18 protein-coding genes and 1 pseudogene are annotated in these 18,674 nt (G+C 44.1%); 7 read left to right on the top strand and 12 right to left on the bottom strand.

Features of this window, described 5'->3' with window-relative positions; translation table 11 throughout:
• Positions 1–121: 121 nt before the first annotated feature.
• The 3 genes from MTO98_RS00925 to rplS all read left to right on the top strand — a co-directional run bounded on the left by MTO98_RS00925 (position 122) and on the right by rplS (position 1,213).
• Positions 122–433: an RNA polymerase sigma factor gene (locus MTO98_RS00925; RefSeq protein ID WP_243484697.1), complete on the top strand. Its 312-nt coding sequence runs from the start codon at positions 122–124 to the stop codon at positions 431–433.
• Complete coding sequence (locus MTO98_RS00920) at positions 430–675, top strand: hypothetical protein (RefSeq protein ID WP_243484695.1); 246 nt, start codon at positions 430–432, stop codon at positions 673–675. Before MTO98_RS00925 ends, MTO98_RS00920 begins: the two co-directional genes overlap by 4 nt.
• A gap of 190 nt (positions 676–865) precedes the next feature.
• The gene (rplS, locus tag MTO98_RS00915; protein ID WP_090532282.1) at positions 866–1,213 is read left to right on the top strand and encodes a 50S ribosomal protein L19; all 348 of its coding nucleotides are present in this window, start codon (positions 866–868) and stop codon (positions 1,211–1,213) included.
• 1,168 nt (positions 1,214–2,381) lie between these two features.
• Here rplS and MTO98_RS00910 read toward each other — a convergent pair.
• From MTO98_RS00910 to MTO98_RS00895, 4 genes and pseudogenes are all read right to left on the bottom strand, one after another.
• A pseudogene (locus tag MTO98_RS00910) lies at positions 2,382–3,035 on the bottom strand (phosphatidylserine decarboxylase family protein); the annotation flags it as partial.
• Positions 3,036–3,062: 27 nt separating this feature from the next.
• The gene (locus MTO98_RS00905; protein ID WP_243484693.1) at positions 3,063–3,869 is read right to left on the bottom strand and encodes a phosphatidate cytidylyltransferase; all 807 of its coding nucleotides are present in this window, start codon (positions 3,867–3,869) and stop codon (positions 3,063–3,065) included.
• Positions 3,866–4,078, bottom strand: coding sequence for a DUF2007 domain-containing protein (locus MTO98_RS00900; RefSeq protein WP_091210011.1), 213 nt, complete (start codon positions 4,076–4,078; stop codon positions 3,866–3,868). The genes MTO98_RS00905 and MTO98_RS00900 overlap by 4 nt, the downstream gene beginning before the upstream one ends.
• Entirely contained in the window at positions 4,079–5,023 is a 945-nt protein-coding gene (locus tag MTO98_RS00895; RefSeq protein ID WP_243484691.1) for a CPBP family intramembrane glutamic endopeptidase, read from the bottom strand.
• Positions 5,024–5,062: 39 nt separating this feature from the next.
• On the opposite strand from MTO98_RS00895, the gene dusB reads away from it, so the two are divergent.
• On the top strand, positions 5,063–6,055 hold the full coding sequence (gene dusB, locus MTO98_RS00890) for a tRNA dihydrouridine synthase DusB (RefSeq protein ID WP_243484689.1): 993 nt from the start codon (positions 5,063–5,065) through the stop codon (positions 6,053–6,055).
• 45 nt (positions 6,056–6,100) lie between these two features.
• Entirely contained in the window at positions 6,101–6,487 is a 387-nt protein-coding gene (gene apaG, locus MTO98_RS00885) for a Co2+/Mg2+ efflux protein ApaG (RefSeq protein ID WP_243484687.1), read from the top strand.
• Positions 6,488–6,625: 138 nt separating this feature from the next.
• Here the strand turns inward: apaG and MTO98_RS00880 are convergent, their stop codons facing one another.
• Both MTO98_RS00880 and MTO98_RS00875 read right to left on the bottom strand, forming a co-directional pair.
• Positions 6,626–7,564 carry a YXWGXW repeat-containing protein gene (locus tag MTO98_RS00880; protein WP_243484685.1) on the bottom strand — a complete coding sequence of 313 codons (939 nt, stop codon included), beginning with the start codon at positions 7,562–7,564 and terminating at the stop codon, positions 6,626–6,628.
• Between the two features lie 286 nt (positions 7,565–7,850).
• Positions 7,851–8,558, bottom strand: a complete 708-nt coding sequence (locus tag MTO98_RS00875; protein WP_243484683.1) for a zinc metallopeptidase — start codon at positions 8,556–8,558, stop codon at positions 7,851–7,853.
• Positions 8,559–8,710: 152 nt separating this feature from the next.
• On the opposite strand from MTO98_RS00875, the gene MTO98_RS00870 reads away from it, so the two are divergent.
• Positions 8,711–9,853, top strand: coding sequence for an FAD-binding oxidoreductase (locus MTO98_RS00870; RefSeq protein WP_243484682.1), 1,143 nt, complete (start codon positions 8,711–8,713; stop codon positions 9,851–9,853).
• 170 nt (positions 9,854–10,023) lie between these two features.
• Complete coding sequence (locus MTO98_RS00865) at positions 10,024–11,682, top strand: glutamine--tRNA ligase/YqeY domain fusion protein (protein ID WP_243484680.1); 1,659 nt, start codon at positions 10,024–10,026, stop codon at positions 11,680–11,682.
• 216 nt (positions 11,683–11,898) lie between these two features.
• Here the strand turns inward: MTO98_RS00865 and MTO98_RS00860 are convergent, their stop codons facing one another.
• From MTO98_RS00860 to MTO98_RS00835, 6 genes are all read right to left on the bottom strand, one after another.
• Positions 11,899–12,681 (bottom strand): enoyl-CoA hydratase/isomerase family protein, encoded by a 783-nt coding sequence (locus tag MTO98_RS00860; RefSeq protein ID WP_243484678.1) that lies wholly within the window; start codon positions 12,679–12,681, stop codon positions 11,899–11,901.
• A gap of 5 nt (positions 12,682–12,686) precedes the next feature.
• Positions 12,687–13,106, bottom strand: coding sequence for a cobalamin B12-binding domain-containing protein (locus tag MTO98_RS00855; RefSeq protein WP_091166978.1), 420 nt, complete (start codon positions 13,104–13,106; stop codon positions 12,687–12,689).
• Between the two features lie 713 nt (positions 13,107–13,819).
• Positions 13,820–15,142, bottom strand: a complete 1,323-nt coding sequence (xrtN, locus tag MTO98_RS00850; protein WP_243484677.1) for an exosortase N — start codon at positions 15,140–15,142, stop codon at positions 13,820–13,822.
• Between the two features lie 13 nt (positions 15,143–15,155).
• Positions 15,156–17,663, bottom strand: a complete 2,508-nt coding sequence (locus MTO98_RS00845) for an XrtN system VIT domain-containing protein (protein ID WP_243484675.1) — start codon at positions 17,661–17,663, stop codon at positions 15,156–15,158.
• A gap of 51 nt (positions 17,664–17,714) precedes the next feature.
• Entirely contained in the window at positions 17,715–18,017 is a 303-nt protein-coding gene (locus MTO98_RS00840; RefSeq protein ID WP_243484673.1) for a transcriptional regulator, read from the bottom strand.
• The gene (locus MTO98_RS00835) at positions 18,014–18,631 is read right to left on the bottom strand and encodes a hypothetical protein (protein WP_243484671.1); all 618 of its coding nucleotides are present in this window, start codon (positions 18,629–18,631) and stop codon (positions 18,014–18,016) included. Before MTO98_RS00835 ends, MTO98_RS00840 begins: the two co-directional genes overlap by 4 nt.
• Between the last annotated feature and the right edge of the window lie 43 nt (positions 18,632–18,674).

The raw sequence follows: 18,674 nt of genomic DNA, 5'->3' as shown, positions 1-18,674 counted from the left end.
TTATATAATTATTAAAAAATCAACTTTTTATTAAAGTATAGCGGCTACTTTAACAATGTTCTTTTCTTTAAATTAGATTGCAACCAATTAATGTTTACCGCATTATAGTAGCGTTGCCGCTATGAACCCCAACCACACCGAAGCCCAGCTTATTGAACAATGCCGTATTAACCCGGCTGCCTTTGGCCAGGTGTTTGACCGTTGGTATAAACCCGTGTTTGGCTACATCATGCGCCGCTGCGGCGACTATGATCTGGCCAGGGATATAGCAGCAGAAACTTTCCTTAAAGCTTTTTTAAAAATAGGTTCATTTACATTTAAATGGCAGGGGATAGGCCTCTCGTCATGGCTTTACCGCATTGCCACTAACGAACTTAACCAATATTACCGTAGTAGCAAGTACAAACCAGAGTCGCTGCAGCAATTACCATGAAACTAAACTGGTTCACCCGCAAAGGGATCATCTACCTGCCCATATCCATTATTGGCTGGATCATATTTGGAATAGCGCTTTTTTATGCCGCTTTTACTTTTATTAATATCGATAAACACACGCATTCAACAAGCGATACACTCATCAATTTTGTATTTAACCTGCTTTTAACCGGGCTGATGTATACACTGATCGCCTATTTCACGGAGAAAAAGCCGGTGCCGGATGCGTTTGAAAAATAAACGGGCCTTGAATGGGATACAACACTTACGGTGTTTTCAAAACTTAGTAAGTATGAACAAATCACAACCCACTGTTAATAAAAAAACTAAATGTGGAAATTTTTAAAATTGGTTTTTATTTATTGAAAATAATCCCTATACTTGCAATCCGATTTTTACGGGCTAAAAATCGCATTAAGAGCTTAAAATCATGGATTTAGTAAAATTTGTTGAAGAGCAATCAGTAGAAAAAAAGCAGCTTCCATCCTTCAAAGCTGGTGATACTGTAAGTGTTCACTATAAAATCAGAGAAGGAAATAAAGAACGCGTTCAGGTTTACCAAGGTGTTGTTATTCAGCGTAACAGCGTTGGTGTAAGCGAAACTTTTACTGTGCGTAAAGTATCAAATGGCATCGGCGTTGAGCGTATCTTCCCTGTTAACTCTCCAAACATCGACAAGATCGAAGTTAACAGCGTTGGTAAAGTTCGTCGTTCTAAACTGTACTACCTGCGTGCCCTTACCGGTAAAGCAGCTCGTATCAAATCAAAACGCGTTTAATTTACCCAACCGTTTAGCGGTATATAAAATATTAAAAGGCCTTTCTGAAGTAATTTCGGTAAGGCCTTTTGCTATACGATGGTTTTTAGGCTGCCAGCATGCTAATTAATTGATTTTCAAGCAGAACCTTAGACTTACTAACCCACCAAAACTGCCGCGGATTTATGACCATCGGTGTTCGGAAGATGAAGATCGATTGGGAATGCTGGTTTAAAAAACCATGTCGTTGCGAGGAGGGACGACGAAGCAATCTCGTAGCTATACAGATCGGACAAACATTGACTACGAGATTGCCACGCTTCGCTCGCAATGACATATTTTTTTAATTAAAAACAGAGATAATTTCATCTTCCGGCGCTTTTAGCGCAAGTCTTGAGCGGAGAGATGTGCAATTGGTGACTTGCGCTTTCTGAAAAGTGACTGATTTTATAATATGGGCGTTCCCGTTAGTTAACGGGCCGGGTTGTACGCTCATACTGCCGAGGGCTTATAATCTCAAGCTGCCGCGGGTTTATAACCCGTGGTGAACCATAGCTTAAGCTTTCAGCTTAACACACAAAGTATTATTAAAACTAAAAGCTTCAACAGTACTGAATCACAGGTTACGCTATCACTAAACCTGCGACAGTATTTTTACTATTCCAATAAATAAAAATTGTCATTTCGAGTGAGCAGGGAAGGCCTTCGCAACGGGGCAAAACAGAAATCTTATACGTCAATACCTGTAATCGTTAAAGCATGATGTAGAGGATTTCTCCATCATTTTATCCCTACGCCAGTTCGTCGAAATGACAAATCGATATTTATTTAGATTAATTGGGCATGTAAACTACCAGGCACAAAAAAAGCAGACGAATCCTCATCTGCCCTTCTTATATAAAACTTACGCTAATTATTCGCTATCCGCTTCTTTAGCTGTATCCTCGTCAGTTTTTTTAGCTTTTGGTTTGGTAGGTTTTTTAGCTGATTTTTCTTTAACATCCTCTTCCACTGCCGCGTTTTCAACCGCTTCAGGTTGATCAACTACCAGCGATGGGGCCGGCGTAATGCTGTTCATGGTTGGCGTTTCTTCTACCAAAACGGCAGGCTCAACAGCTGCTGCAGGAGGCTCTGGAGCAACAACCGCAGTCTTTTTAGACTTGGCTTCCTTTACCGGTTTCGGGTCAGCCAGCTCAGCTAAAACAGTACGGCCGCCTTTTACCACATCACCAATATTAACCAATATTTTAGTGCCCAGCGGCAGGAAAACATCTACCCTTGATCCAAACTTAATAAAGCCAAACTGCTGGCCCTGATCAACAACATCGCCCTCGTTAACATACCAAACTATACGGCGCGCCAATGCACCCGCTATTTGCCTGAACAATACGGTTACACCGTTACTGTTTTCAATTGCAATGGTAGTACGCTCGTTTTCGGTTGATGATTTGGGGTGCCAGGCTACCAAATATTTGCCTTTATGGTATTTAAAATAGCTCACCACCCCGGCAATCGGGTTACGGTTAACGTGAACGTTAACCGGCGACATAAAAACCGAAAGCTGAATGCGTTTATCTTTTAAAAACTCTGTCTCTTCTGTTTCTTCTATCACTACAACCTTACCATCGGCAGGGCATAAAATAGTATTTTCGGCTGTTTCAATATCAAAGGACGGACTGCGGAAAAACTGCAGGATGATCAAAAGTAAAGCACCCGAAAATATGTAAACTATCCATTTCAGGTTATGCGCGGTTGGCATGTAAAACTGGATCAGCGCATTCAAAATAAAAATGAACAATATAGTAATAGCGAGTGAGCTATAGCCTTCTTTATGTATGGTCATTATTTATAGGTTTTTAATTCAAAACTATTAATTTGAAATTAAGTACAGGTATGCATATACAATTGGCGCGGCCATCAGCAGGCCGTCAAACCTATCAAGCAGGCCACCATGACCTGGCAATATCCCCCCGGAGTCTTTTACGTTCAGGCTTCGTTTAAACATAGATTCAACCAGATCGCCCATGGTACCGAAGTTTGATATAATGAGCGACATAATGATCCAGTCAAAACAATTGTACTCTGTATAAAAACGGCTCAAAATATATGCCGCAAACGCGCAGATCAGGATGCCGCCGATAAAGCCTTCCCATGATTTTTTGGGCGAGTGCCTTTCAAACAATTTATTACGGCCAAACTTGCTGCCTACCAGGTAAGCCCCGGTATCATTGCTCCAAAGCATAATTAAAAAGCCCAGCGGTACATGAAAGTTAAATACCCCATCGCCACGTGTAAAGGCCATGGCATGGAAAAACAGGAACGGCACAACAGCCATTAACAGGCCCAGGTAAGTGAAACCAATATTAGTGAAGGGTGCTGTTGATTTTTTATACAACTCACCTATAGGGATAAAGCTAAGCAGCACAGGCAGCAGTACAATGTACCTGTATGCCGGGAAGTAGCAATTAGCCGCAAAAAAGAAAAATAAGATTACCCCGGCAAGTGCGCCTGTAAAGCGCTCGGGCTGCATGCCGCCTTGCTTAACCAGCTTGTAAAACTCCAGCAGGCAAAACAAGCTCAATAACAGGTAAAAAACACTAAACACATAAGGGCCTAACAAGTTAGACCCAATCATTACGATAATAAAAAATAAGCCAGTGATGGCGCGTTGTTTCATATATTAATTTGATTGAGGATCATGATCTCAATAGCCTTACTAAAATCCTCCTGGTGAATGTAAACCTCAATTTCGCCAAAATTGCGGTGTGATGAATCCTGCTTGTTTAGCAAAACGGTGTCAATATGATGCCCGGTAAGCATCTGCTTAACAATTTCTGATTGGTAAAAATTAGTTGAAGTAAAAATTTTAACCCAGTTCTTTTCCATTTAACTCAACAGCGGGCTTTTTCCTTTAGCAGTATTTCTGTACATAAAAAGCAAAATTAAAATAATTATAACGCTTAACGCATAGCTCTGGTAATTAAATACGTGCTGATCGTTAGGATCAAGTTTTATGCGTTTTTGCGAATACAGGTACAGGATCACAACCTGGGTGGCATTATTCAGAAAATGCGCCCAAACACTTGTCCAGATGCTGCCGCTCCACATCACAAAATAGCCAAAAAATACGCCTAATGCTACACGCGGCAAAAAGGTAAAAAACTCCATATGAAAGGCGCTGAACAGAATAGCTGTGATCCAGATAGCAGCATGTGGATTTCCTATCCACCGGATCATGATAGTTTGCAGGCATCCCCTGAATAAAAACTCCTCGGCAATGGCGGTTAATAAACCTACAACCAACACGGCGAAAAGCATGTCTGATACCGTCTTCATCTGTAACATAGCTTCCGTAGCTTTCTGGGCCTGAGCTTCCATGGCACGCAAAACATCTTCCAGGCTTTTTAATGGAGCAGGTAAAGCGAGCTTTTGGTTAATGTTTACCAATACCTCCATAACCGGCGATGAGCAAATCATAATGGATAAGATCAGCAACAACAACACAGGCGGAAATTTGGGAGTTACTTTCAGATAATCTGCTGGTTCCTTTACTATAAAGCGGGCGAAAATTACGGGGGCAAGATACAACGGCAACGTGGTGCTGATAATTTGCAAAGTCCACAAAGCCGCGCCAACATGCGGATTTTGCACATTAAAGGTAAAAGTATCAGTAAGTGTTTGCGATCCAAAAATCACCCCGATAATCCCAGCAGCAACTAAACTACACACAATCAGCATCCCTATGGTTAGCGCAACCAGTATTATAAATTGTAAAAACGGAGTTATTTGACTTCCCTGTGGCTGAGGGGATTGAGATGGGGCTTTTATCATTCGATGTAAAATTCGTATTTTTGCAGGCTAAAGATAAGGATGTCTGTACAAATAGGAAATATTGATTTAGGGGAGTTCCCGCTGTTGCTGGCACCGATGGAGGATGTAAGCGATCCACCCTTCCGTTATGTATGCAAGCAAAACGGCGCGGATATGATGTATACAGAGTTCATTTCGAGCGAAGGCCTGATCCGCGATGCGGCAAAAAGCAGGCAAAAGCTGGATATTTTTGAATACGAAAGGCCTATCGGCATCCAGATCTTCGGCAGCGATATCGATCATATGCGCGAAGCTACCGAGATAGCTACGCTGGCTGGCCCCGATCTGATGGATATCAACTACGGCTGCCCGGTAAAGCAGGTGGCTTGCCGCGGTGCAGGTGCAAGCCTGTTACAGGATATTGATAAAATGGTTGCCATGACCAAAGCGGTTGTTGAGGCAACCCATTTGCCGGTAACTGTTAAAACCCGTTTGGGCTGGGACGATAATACCAAAAATGTTTACGAAGTTGCCGAACGCCTGCAGGATGTAGGTATCAAGGCACTTACCATACATGGCCGTACCCGTGCACAGATGTATAAAGGTGTGGCCGACTGGGCGCTGATCAGGGATATCAAGAAAAACCCGCGTATAAAAATCCCCATTTTCGGTAACGGCGACATCGATTCGCCCGAGAAAGCAGCCGCATGGCGCATGGAATATGAGGTTGATGGCATGATGATTGGCCGTGCAGCTATCGGCTATCCCTGGATCTTTCGCGAAATAAAGCACTATTTTAAAACTGGTGAATATCTTGATAAGCCAACAATTGCCGAGCGTGTTGCGGCTTGCCGGGCTCATTTATATAAATCAATAGAGTGGAAAGGCCCTAAAACAGGCATTTTTGAGATGCGCAGGCATTATTCTAATTACTTTAAAGGGATAGATCATTTCAAGGAGTTCAGGATGCGTTTTGTTACTGCCCCTGATCTTGAGTCGGTTGACCAGATCCTGGCCGAAATTGAAGAAAAATATGCCATTGAAATGGCTTAATATTTGCTCCCTTTCTATATATTTGAAATAAACGATACTTGTCACATGGTTACCACTATAACTGAGGGTGTTAAGGTTTCCATAGAAACCATATATCAGCCGGAGTATTCAAACCCGGCAAACGATCATTTTATGTTTGCTTACAAAGTAAGCATCGAAAACATGACCAACTATGCCATCAGGTTGATGAGCCGCCATTGGTATATATTTGACTCAAACGGCGCCAAGCGCGAAGTAGAGGGAGAGGGCGTTGTTGGCCTGCAACCTGTTATTGAGCCAGGTCATACCCACGAGTACGTATCTGGCTGTAACCTCAAAACAGATATGGGCAACATGAAAGGCGAATACCACATGATCCGCATGCTGGATAACGCCAATTTTAATGTACAGATCCCTGAGTTTTATTTGATAGCACCGTACAGGTTGAATTGAGAGTAAAGACAGCAAGATTCAAGAAAAAAGAAAAAATAGAAAAGCCCTAACTGAGCAATCGGTTAGGGCTTCGTTATATAATGTACTTCTTGAGGGCAATTGTTTAATTCGGGAGATTTATAATCCTTAAAATATAGCTTAGTGTTGCCTTTCCCGGTGCGGGGCTGCATGATGCTGCGCAGGTACCTGCCTATGTGGTGTGATAGCCCGTTGCTGATTCACCGGTCTTGCCTGATTACCTTCACCTTCGGGTCTCGGTTGATTATTTACCAGCCTTGGCCGGTTGCTAACCGGATGATCGGTACTTTCTGAAGGGCGAGGCTTTGCGGGGTTATTGTTGGCGTTGCTCCTTGAGAATGCCCGGGCATTGTTTCCTTCCGGCGTAAAGCGGCTTCCGTTAACCCTGTTCATGGCCGCAGTAGTCGGGTGCCCGTTATTATTTCTTGCAAACTGGCTTTGATCTTTTACCGCAACCTGCCGGTGACTAATTTGATCTGAAGTTGGTTGTACGTGTTCTTCCTTTTCGGCGGCACGTTCCTGCGGTCCCGGCTTAGCAGTTACACCGCCCGGTCCGTTAAAGCTGTTGTTATTAACAGTAACGTTATTAACCACTGTTTTATTGATATAGGTATTATGTACAACCGTGTTATTAACATTCACAACAGCGGTGTTGTACTGAAATGAATTACCGGCCCAGCGACCGCCAACATAGCCGCTGCCTGCGTAACCGTAGCCATAATTTACCCCTCCGTAAAACCCGATATGGTGCCCCCAGTAACCTTCATGGTAAATATAAACGGCACCGTCATACCCCCAGTAACCGGGTGTCCATAAATAACCAACCTGCGGCGGGTTAACCCATACACCCGGCACCCAGTAATATCCACCATCCTGATCGTAAGCCCAATAACCCGGTGTCCACAAATATCCATCGACAGGACAGGGTGGCTGTGTATACGTTGGCAAAACAGGCGGAGCTGTATTTACAGAGATCCCTATACTAACTTGTGCATAGGTTTTAATTGATGCTGCCGACATTACCAAAAGCACCACAAATACGCTTGCTATCTTTTTCATAATCTATGATTTTGATCAAACCTACCTGTGTAACATGAACATCACATTAATTTCCGGCCGGTTAAATGAACAGATGATGAAGTTTGAAACAACCAGGAAAAAGGAATCAAGAAATCAAGATTCAAGAGGCAAGACAGAAAGAAAGTTTTAAAAATAGAAAAGCCCTAACTGAATAATCGGTTAGGGTTCTTTTGTTGAATGTCAACCTAAAACAATCTTGTTTCTTGACTCCTGCTATCCTGCTTCTTTCTCGGCTCTTGAATCTTGATTTCTTGCCTCTTGAAGCTTAATTCCTCCTGTTAAACAAAAACGATGCATAATAAACCAGGGTAGCCAGGGCGCTCAACGCAGCAACTACATAGGTCATGGCGGCCCACCAAAGGGCATCTTTAGCCATTTCATGTTCTTGTCCGGTTTGTACTACAGCATAGTTGTTATCCAACCAGGCTAACGCGCGGCGACTTGCATCAAACTCAACCGGCAGGGTGATAAAACTAAAAAATGTAACCAGCGCCAGGGCGGCAACACCTACTGCTAAAACATAAGGGCTTCCCGAAAAGAACAGCAGCATAATACCGATAAACAAAGTCCATTGGGTAATGGTTGATGCCACATTAATAGCAGGCACCATTGCCGAACGAAAACTTAACCAGCCATAAGCTTCGGCATGTTGCACGGCATGGCCGCATTCGTGCGCGGCAACTGCAGCGGCAGCAATGCTCCGGCTGTAAAAAACGTCGGTGCTCAGGTTAACTGTTTTTGTTTCGGGATTATAATGGTCGGTAAGTTGCCCTTCAACACAAATTACCTGTACATCAAATATGCCGTGGGCACGCAGCATTTTCACGGCCACTTCCTGACCCGATAAACCAGACAATAAGCCTACTTCAGAATACTGCTTAAATTTACTCCTGAACCGCCATTGTACAATAAAGCTTACCAGGGCAATAACAATCATCAGGAACCAGGCCGAGTTTGGCGCTATGTATCCCATAATTAGTGAAATGTGATTCATATGATTGATAAAAATATATTTTAAATTAAGTAGTTTAAAACACTATAAACGTTACAGTACCTGTTCAAAAATTATTCCGCTTTATTTAAACAATTCCCTTTTTGCAACCCGATTCTTTACTTTTGACAGCAATGGAGCCATCATTTTCATACTGGGAACGCACTGCATTTACCGATAATGCCGATGTTATTATCATAGGCAGCGGCCTTGTTGGCTTAAGCGCTGCCCTGCATTTAAAAAAACAGCAGCCATCGCTAAAAGTTTTGGTGTTGGAGCGGGGCTTTTTACCATCGGGTGCCAGTACTAAAAACGCCGGTTTTGCGTGTTTTGGTACAGTTTCCGAGCAAATTGAAGTAATAAATCAGTCTTCCGAAGAAGAGGCTATGCGTTTAGTGGCTTACAAGTGGAAAGGCCTGCAACGCCTGAGGGAAAACTTAGGCGATGCAGCAATAGACTATCACCAATACGGCGGTCACGAGCTGTTTATGGATCATGAAGAAAATCATGCCCGCAATTGTATTGATCAGATAGATCATCTCAATAAATTATTGCAGCAAACCGTTGGCCGGGCTGACATTTATTCAGTAGCTGATGAAAAAATTGCAGCATTTGGCTTCAGTAAAGTGAAGCATATCATATACAATCCGCTGGAAGGGCAGCTCCATACCGGCAAAATGATGCGGGCCTTGTTATATAAAATATATGAACTGGGCGTATTGGTGCTTAACAATTGCAGCATCTCGGCAATTGAGCAAGAAGATAATTCCGTCAGGTTAAATACATCGCAAGGTGTGTTTAAAGCCGGTAAAGTGATTTTAACCACCAATGCCTTCGCAAGCCAGCTATATCCTGAACTGGATGTAGTGCCCGGCCGCGGACAGGTAATGGTTACCAAACCAGTTCGCGGGTTGAAGCTAAAAGGCACTTATCACTTTAATCAGGGGTATTACTATTTCCGTAATATTGATGACCGGGTACTATTTGGCGGCGGTCGCAATCTCAATTACAAAGCCGAAGAAACCTGGGATTTTGGACATACCGACGAGGTTAAAGAGCAATTGATGACTTATTTGAATAAAGTTATCCTGCCAGGTCAAAACGTGGAAATTGATTACTGGTGGAGCGGCATTATGGGTTTTGGACAGGAGATCAGCCCGATAGTGAAACAAGTACAGCCCGGCATTTTCTGTGCGGTGCGGTGCAACGGCATGGGCGTGGCTATGGGGAGTTTGGTAGGTGAGGAGGTGGCGGAATTGATGCTTGCCAAACTATAATATTTTGCTCGCAAAGGCGCGAAGGCGCAAAGTATCGGCCAGATAATTAATCCATTTTCCCCTTTGCGTCTTCGCGCCTTTGCGAGATTGATCTTCTCCACCCTGCAAAACACTTCTTAGTGCACACCGCCTAAAATTTTGTTACTTTTGCCCATATTGCTATACTTATTATGAGCGAAGAAAGATCACTGAACTTTATAGAGGAAATTGTTGAAGAAGATTTGGCTGCCGGTAAAAACGACAACCGTGTACTCACCCGTTTCCCACCCGAACCAAACGGTTACCTGCATATTGGCCATGCAAAGTCAATTTGCCTTAACTTTGGTTTGGCAAAAAAATATAATGGCCTTACCAACCTCCGTTTTGACGATACAAATCCCGTTAAAGAAGATGTTGAATATGTTGACAGCATTAAGGAAGATGTAAAATGGCTTGGCTTTGATTGGGCCAACGAGCTTTACGCTTCCGATTACTTCGACCAGCTATATAACTTTGCTGTCGAATTGATCAAAAACAACCTGGCTTATGTTGATGACAGCACAGCCGAAGAAATTGCCGCACAAAAAGGTACCCCTACCGAACCGGGCACACCAAATCAATATCGCAGTCGCTCAGTTGAAGAAAATCTGCAATTGTTTGCCGATATGAAGGACGGCAAATATCCTGACGGGGCCAAAGTGCTGCGTGCAAAACTGGATCTTGCATCACCAAACATGCACCTGCGCGACCCGCTGATGTACCGCATTAAACATGCGCATCACCACCGCACAGGCGATAAATGGTGCATTTACCCGATGTATGATTTTGCGCACGGACAATCAGACGCTATTGAAGAGATCACCCATTCTATCTGTACGCTGGAGTTTGTGCCTCACCGTCCGCTGTATGACTGGTTTATCGAGAAGTTAGATATTTTCCCGTCAAAACAATATGAGTTTGCCCGCTTAAACCTTAACTATACGGTGATGAGCAAGCGCAAGCTGCTGCAATTGGTTACAGAAGGTCATGTTGATGGCTGGGACGATCCGCGCATGCCTACTATCAGTGGTCTACGCCGTCGTGGTTATACCCCGGCTTCTATCCGCGAGTTTTGCGAACGTATTGGCGTAGCCAAACGCGAAAATATGATAGATGTTGGCCTGCTGGAGTTTTGTATCCGTGAGGACCTGAACAAAACTGCATGGCGTCGTATGGCTGTACTTGATCCGGTTAAACTGATCCTGGATAACTATCCTGAAGGCCAAACTGAAGTGATGCACGGCGAAAATAACCCCGAAGTTGAAGGCGGTGACGGCAGCAGGGAGTTCCCGTTCGGTCGTGAGTTGTGGATAGAGCGTGAAGACTTTATGGAGGTTGCTCCTAAAAAATTCTTCCGTTTAGGTATCGGGCTGATGGTTCGCCTTAAAAATGCATATATCATCAAAGGCGAAAGCATTGTTAAAGATGCAGATGGCAACATCACCGAAATTCATTGCAGCTACCTGCCCGAATCAAAATCAGGCAATGATACCAGCGGCATCAACGTAAAAGGCACCATCCACTGGGTGAGTGTTGAACACGCTAAAACTGCCGAGGTAAGATTGTACGACCGTTTATTCCAGGTAGAAGACCCGTCAAACGAAGATGGCGACTTTAAGGATTATATTAACCCGAACAGCCTGCAGGTATTGTCGACCGTATACATAGAGCCAGATTTAGTTAATGCTGAATTAGGCAAACCGGTTCAGTTTATGCGCAAAGGCTATTTTACTTTAGATAAAAACTCAACCCAAGATAAGTTAGTGTTTAACCGCACCGTAACGTTGAAAGACGGCTGGGGTAAAAAGTAATACCTTAAAAAAGTTATGTCATTGCGAGCGCAGCGTGGCAATCTCGTCGGATACAGAGCGGATTTGCAAAGTATTTATGCACGGCTACGAGATTGCCACGTCGCTTCAACGCTCCAACCTTGCCGCTCCTCGCAATGACATGTTTTTTTGTGTTCCGGATGCCTGTAATGACAACAACGGCATAGCCTTTAGCTTTAAGCTTTCTGCCTTGAGCTTTTACTCTCCCTTAAATTCAGCCTTCCGTTTCTCCATAAACGCAGCTACGCCCTCTTTAAAATCCTTTGTGCCGAAGCATTTACCAAACTCAGCCACTTCGGTTTCATAACCGTTAATACCATCGGTATAAGCAGCATTGATACTGCGGATGGCTGCAGCAAGCGCCAAAGGGGCACGGGTTAAAATTTTGCTCAGGATCTCTTCAGCTTTTGCCAATAGCTCTTCCGGGCTAACTACGTGGGTAACCAGGCCATATTGCAGGGCATCGGCCGCGGTGATCATATCGGCCGTCATGATCATTTCCAGGGCTTTACCTTTGCCTACTAATTGGGCAAGGCGTTGAGTGCCGCCATAACCGGGGATCAGACCTAAAGTAACTTCGGGCAACCCCATTTTGGCATTATCAGATGCTATACGGATGTGGCAGGCCATAGCCAGTTCAAGTCCGCCGCCTAATGCAAAACCATTTACAGCGGCTATTACCGGCTTGCTGCCGTTGGCTATCAAATCAAAAACTTCGGTGTGGCCTCTGCGTGAAAGCTGCGTGCCGCCATTGGCATCAAGTGCAGCAAATTCGCTGATATCAGCCCCGGCGACAAAGGCTTTTGGCCCCGCGCCTGTAATGATGATACCACCAACTTCCGGGTTTTGGAAAGCCTCTGAGAAAGCGGCATGCAATTCGGCAAGTGTATCTTTATTAAGGGCATTCAGTTTGCTTTCGCGGTTAATGGTGATGTATTGAATGCGGCCCTTGTTTGTTATCAGTAAGTTTTGAAATTCCATAGGGATTAAAAATTACGGTGTTCATGTACCCAGCCGGTTATGTATTTAACAATATCCTGTGTGCTGGTTCCGGGCGGAAAAAGTTCGCCTACGCCAAGTTTTTGCAGCTCCAGCATATCTTCATGCGGAATAATACCACCGCCGGTAACCAAAACATCATCCATTTTTTTCTCTTTAATAAGATTGATGATTCGCGGAAATACCGTCATGTGCGCCCCCGAAAGTATAGAGATACCAATGGCGTCAACATCCTCTTGCAGGGCGGTATTCACCACCATTTCGGGTGTTTGGCGCAACCCGGTATAGATCACTTCCATGCCTGCATCGCGCAGCGAAGTGGCAATAATGCGCGCGCCTCGGTCATGCCCGTCGAGCCCTACTTTGGCAACTAAAACACGGATTGGTCGGTTAAAGGTATTACTCATGAATAACCTATTGGTTTCCGTAAATGTAATAAGAAAATTATGGAAGTTGTTTTTTGTTTCTTAGAGGCTGTTCAAATTTACCTGTTTTAAAATGTAGAGACGCATCATATGCGTCTCCCGCATGCAAATTCCTGAACTTAATGATTTACAAAGCGGCGTGCGCTATGGGATTGATAGGTTGCACCAGCGGTGCAAAAGGTTTGTAGAAATGAAAGGCTTGTTTGTCTTAGTGTGCCAGAGGTACACAACTCCGGTGTTCCGTACCTCTGGCACGGTGATTTTCGGTATATGATATTGCTACAAACCTGTTCCCCCTCTGGGCTACCGTGTACCCATAAGTTTTTAACAAAATTTGTCATTTCGATAGAGCTGGGTAGGCCTAAGCATGGGGGCGAAAGAGAAATCTTATACGCCCTGTAAAGTCGCTTTGCATAGTTTAGAGCTGGATGTATAAGATTTCTCCTCACCACATCCGCACGTTCCCCCAACAGGTTCGTCGAAATGACATTTTCTTTTAATTCATAATCATATAATAATTAAAAGATGTGAATACACGGTAGCCCTCTGGGGGATTTTCTTAACTTAATGACATTGGCCAGTATCCGCTCCTATCTAACGCGGCCCGCGCGCTCCATCACTTAAATATATTTTATACGTTATCACGATTTTTTCAGGATTTTCCGATGATCTTTTGCAATGACGCCGGGTAAGTATTATTGTTTAATAGGCGGCAAATTCTTCACCGCCTCTAACAATGCTGCTTCCGAAGCTGCGTTAACATTTACCAGGTAAAACAGCTTAGCCCCTTTTGCTGCCGCCCATCGCCATTCAAATTCGTTGACGGATTTTATGCTCCCGTTATCAAACCACCAGGCGGCATAGATCTTATCCTTTGCTTTGGTAAGTACTCCCCAATAAACCTCACGACCGGCAATAGCCCCTCTTTTTATCTCACTGAAAACATAACCGCTCCCCTGCCAGCAGATCATCGGATTGTGCTCGGGGCAGTAAAACGGGGATGGTTTAACGTAAACCAATGCGCCGGCTTTTTCAAACTTGATCACCCCGCTTTCCAGTACAGCTTTTTTATAACCGGTTAATGATACGTTGCTTACGTTTTTGTCATTCAGGTCATCCATTGATTTGATGTTGAAGGCTATTACAACCAGCATGGCTGCCAATACAAAGTGAATCAGCGGGAAGCGCAGTTCATCCGGCACCAGCCTGATAGTTTTATAAAACCGGGGATCGATGTACGGCTTTTCAGTCCGTTTCAATACAAAGGAAGAAAGGCACAATAATGGCAATACTACATAAATGAGCAGGCAGATGATCCCGGTAAGGTCATGCATCATAGTACCTGCCGGTATTTTGAAAAATACCAGCAGCAGGATGCGGCAAAGGTTGCACAAGATGTTTAACGCAAAAGTAAACACCAACAAAAACAAGATCCACACCAGGTGCAGTTGCTTTGCCGCTTGCTGCTGGTAATGAGCTATCATGAACAGGCAGATCATGAACGATGTAGCCAACATATGCAGACCGGCACATGCCTGATCCACAGAAAATTCGGAACCTTTAAACTGGATGACGTTGCCCGCGGCACTGGCGGCCATTCCCATTGTTGCCAATAGCGAGGCGGCTACCCCGCTAAGCCAGATCCTTAAAGGGAAACTGAATGTATTACTGATATATTCAAATGCGGGCGAGATCAGCAAGAGCAGCAGGAACAATACCGGGCTTATTTTTCCTTTCAGGTTTTCCAAAAAGAGCAATGCTGCAAACAGCAAGGCCAGGAACAAATCTGTTTTAACCGGAAAACAAACAGCTAATGTTGTAAAAATAAGGGCGGGAGCGAGGTACCGTAAAGAAAAGCTGCCACGCTTTACTTTGCAGATATAAGGCACGAGTGCCAGGCCAAGCAACATATTAGCATCCCACTTAAAATAAATGATACATAGCCTTGCTGCAATGCCAATATATATTAACCAGCAGCTGTTGATGATCAATTTGCTGCCGGTTAATTTTAATGGCACGTATTCCCGCAAATTATAGCTCCGGCTGAACATGCTTATTTCTGTATACTAAGAAATTTATAACCGCTATTACAACCAGGATCAGCAACCACTCGCCGGGTTCGGGTACTGCGCCCGATGATTTTGCGGAAGCATTTTGAAGACTATTCTTGTTTTCATCAATCCCGAAGCGTTCATAATCTTTTTGAGTTTCCAGTACAATAAGGCTCGAAACCGGCGAGGCTATAAAAGCCTCATTAGCCTCTTCGATAATATCGGGCTGCACATAGGTTTTATCAAAATAATGCGGACCAACTTTTTTCATAATATCGTTATAAGCAAACAGGCGTAACAAGTGGTCGGGCGCATTACCTATTTTTAAGGTATCGGCAGTTTGCTCAATAACTAAACCCGACTGGGCAAGCACCACATGGGTTGAATCCTCCTGCGAGCGGGAAAATTCATGTTTCGCAAGCCGGTTTTGCAGCGTTGCTACATCTCCTTCATTATAAGTAAACACCCGCATCTCCTTCAGCGCTTTTAAATATGGCGTTAGGTTTGTACCGATATTATATAACTGCAATGGCTTGGCGTTAGGCAGATAACTGGTTAGTGCTTTGCCAAACTCCGACTCGTCAAGATCATGCAGGTTAGGAGAGGTTTCGGCGCATTTGGTTAGGAGTAATGAACTTTCAGGGTGTTTGATCTCGTTAACCGGGAACATGCTGAAGTTGAGTTTACGCATCCTGCTGTAAACATTCTCGCGGTTCTCCTCTGTCAATGTTTCCAGCTTACCATCGTAATAGTATACCTTTTTGGTTTTGATGGCCGGCCAAAGCTCGTCAAGTTCGTTGTTTGTCCAGCTGGCGTTCAGATCGAGATAGATGCTCTCCGGGTTAAAGCTTGTGGTTTGAGGCATATATTCTTTTAACTGATAGCCTTTACCCGCAAAGGTAAACGGCGCATTTGCAAGCGGCGGGGCTTTAAAAGCGATTCGTTCATCGGGCTGATAAGGTCGGTCGGCTGTGTAAACGCCCTCGCTGATCTCATCAAAGTTTGGCATGATGAGGCCCGCCGGTTTCTTCGAAAAAGATACCTGGACGGCTTCGGTAGCGCCATCGGGTGATGGGCCATCGAAATAACTGCTTTCATAAGTAAGCATATCGCCTTGCTTAAGTAGCGGACTGGTAATCCCCACCCTGAATTTGCGATTTTCTTCGGGCGTACATGGAAAAATCCGTGCCGTTACGGTATTGCCCTCCTGCCAGTGGATCACTGATGGATCATGTTGTTCAACACCTACGATCTGTTGATAGGCTGAATCGGCTTTGGCTTTGGTAGTGAGCCTTGATTTTTGTTCCTTACCATCTATCCATAATGATAACGAGCTAACAACCGATCCCTCCGGAACATGGAATGTGTAAATAGCTTCCTGTTTACCAAGCCAGACCCGTATCCCCCGGTTTTCAGTGTTATGCACGGTCATTGTTTTTTCGGTATAGGCTAAGCGATATTCCGGGAAGATCTTCACATTGGTGATCACGTTGGCTGTTTTTAGCTTATCGCCGCTCCAAAGCCGTTCCTGTGCCTGGTGCCGTGAATCGTACATCGCTTCCAGTATTTTTATCCGCTCCTCTTCGTTAAGGTTTAAGTCGCCGCCAAACAGGCTTGCTATCACTATAAAAGGATCATGTTGCATGGGCTCATCAAATGAGGCTTTATTCCAGTTGCCCCAAAACCAGCTGTCGCTAAGGTTGGCAGTTTTGTACACGACACCCGCCTTGATGATCCGTTGTGCTATGGCATTTTTAGGAATATTTTGACTGATCACAACCCAGGTTGGCAGTTTGCCTTCGGATAGTGTATTGTGATTGATTGCAAGATTAACCTGGTTATTAATGCTTTTCCATTGCCAAATAAATATACAGCATGCGATGATGGGCACAAACAGGCCTGCCCCCAATGCCATTTTTAATGACTTGCTATCCCTTACCGCTTTTCTGATAGTAAGAAACGTAGCTATGGCCAAACCCATCGGCACAAAAACATGTAGTGACAGGCCCAGCGCAATGGCGGCAAAAATACCAATGAGATACATGGAGGTAAGGTATACGCTGTAGTAAATAAAAAGCAGGAAAGCTATCCCCAGGAAAAACACCAAAACGTGTTTCATCCTTGAACTGAGCTCATGTATAAACACTGAACTTATAATGGCAATGGTGGAAATACAAATAACGACTGAAAGCCAGGTAACGGAAGTATTAAAAACAGGGGTGCTCAGATTAAGTGCAAATGCACTGATGAACCAAAGTACCAGCAGGAGCACCCAGTAATGTAGACGCCTGAACCCTTTATATATCACTACAAAGAAAAATGCCAGGGAGGCCGAGTAGTTGAAGCAAAAAGTGCCGAAAGCGGTTCCCTCGGTAAGTTCAAAAAGGCCGGACCCTTCTATAAAGAAGAGACCGGCGGATATAGTGATTAGGATTAGGCCAAGTTTAAGAACACTGTCTTCAAATAAAATTGCTTTAAGGTTTTTCATATTTTATAAATTAAAAGTACTTTGTATTTCAAAGTTATTAGATAAAAAAAATTACAGTTTTTGTTGTTTGATCAAATTTTCGAGCGCGAGGAGGTGGAGCCTGAAAGCGGCGCGGCCTTTTTCGGATGCCAGGTAACGCGTATTTGGTTTGCGGCCTATGAAAGTTTTCTGCACCTGGATGTATTCTTCCTTTTCCAGCGCTTTCAGGTGCGATGCCAGGTTGCCGTCGGTTAGGTCAAGCAATTCTTTAAGCGAGTTAAAGTCGTAGCTCTCGTTGGCAACCAGTACGCTCATGATTTGCAGGCGGATGCGGTTTTCAAAGGCTTTGTCAAACTGATCTAATGATATCTTCACTTATCGTATCTAAAATGCATTACTGTACCATAAATAATGTGGAGTAAGCCAAAGCCAACGCTCCAGAAAATTAAACCGTAGCCCGGCATCACAGCACAAAGCAAACCTAATAAAATCTCCAATATCCCCAAGCTTCTAATACCCGAATATGTATAATGACTACCAGAAACTAACGACATGCCGTAAAATATCATAGTAGTAGGAGCCACAACGCCATAATAACCGCGGTAAACCAATATCATGGTAAACAAACCGCCGCTTACCAGGGGAATTGCCATATTAATGAGCAACCGTTTGCTCCCGGCGTTCCAAACTGATTGCCCGGTTCTTTTGGCTTTGCGAACCGACAGCCAGATCCCTGTGCCAATTGACAGTACAAGCACTGCAACTGCCACGACAAATAATTTAATGATCAGCAATTCTTCATTGTAAGTATGACGCTCCCTAAGAGTGGCATGCTCGCCCTGCAGTAAGTTATATCCTATCCCCGCGCCAATGAACGCGTAGATGCCAGCCAGTACGCCCGAAAGGCCGCTAAGCGAAATAAACTTGGCCGAACGCTCCATCAGGTTGCGGATGGAGCTTAATTCTGCGTGAATGTCTTTGTCTTCCATTAAAAGTACTTTGTTGTTCAAAGTTATATATAAGATTTGAATT

The sequence above is a fragment of the Mucilaginibacter sp. SMC90 genome (assembly GCF_022811725.1).
In the GTDB taxonomy this organism is placed as follows: Bacteria; Bacteroidota; Bacteroidia; order Sphingobacteriales; family Sphingobacteriaceae; genus Mucilaginibacter.
The sequence above is the reverse complement of the archived record's forward strand: the minus strand, read 5'-3'. Positions and strand labels throughout refer to the sequence as shown.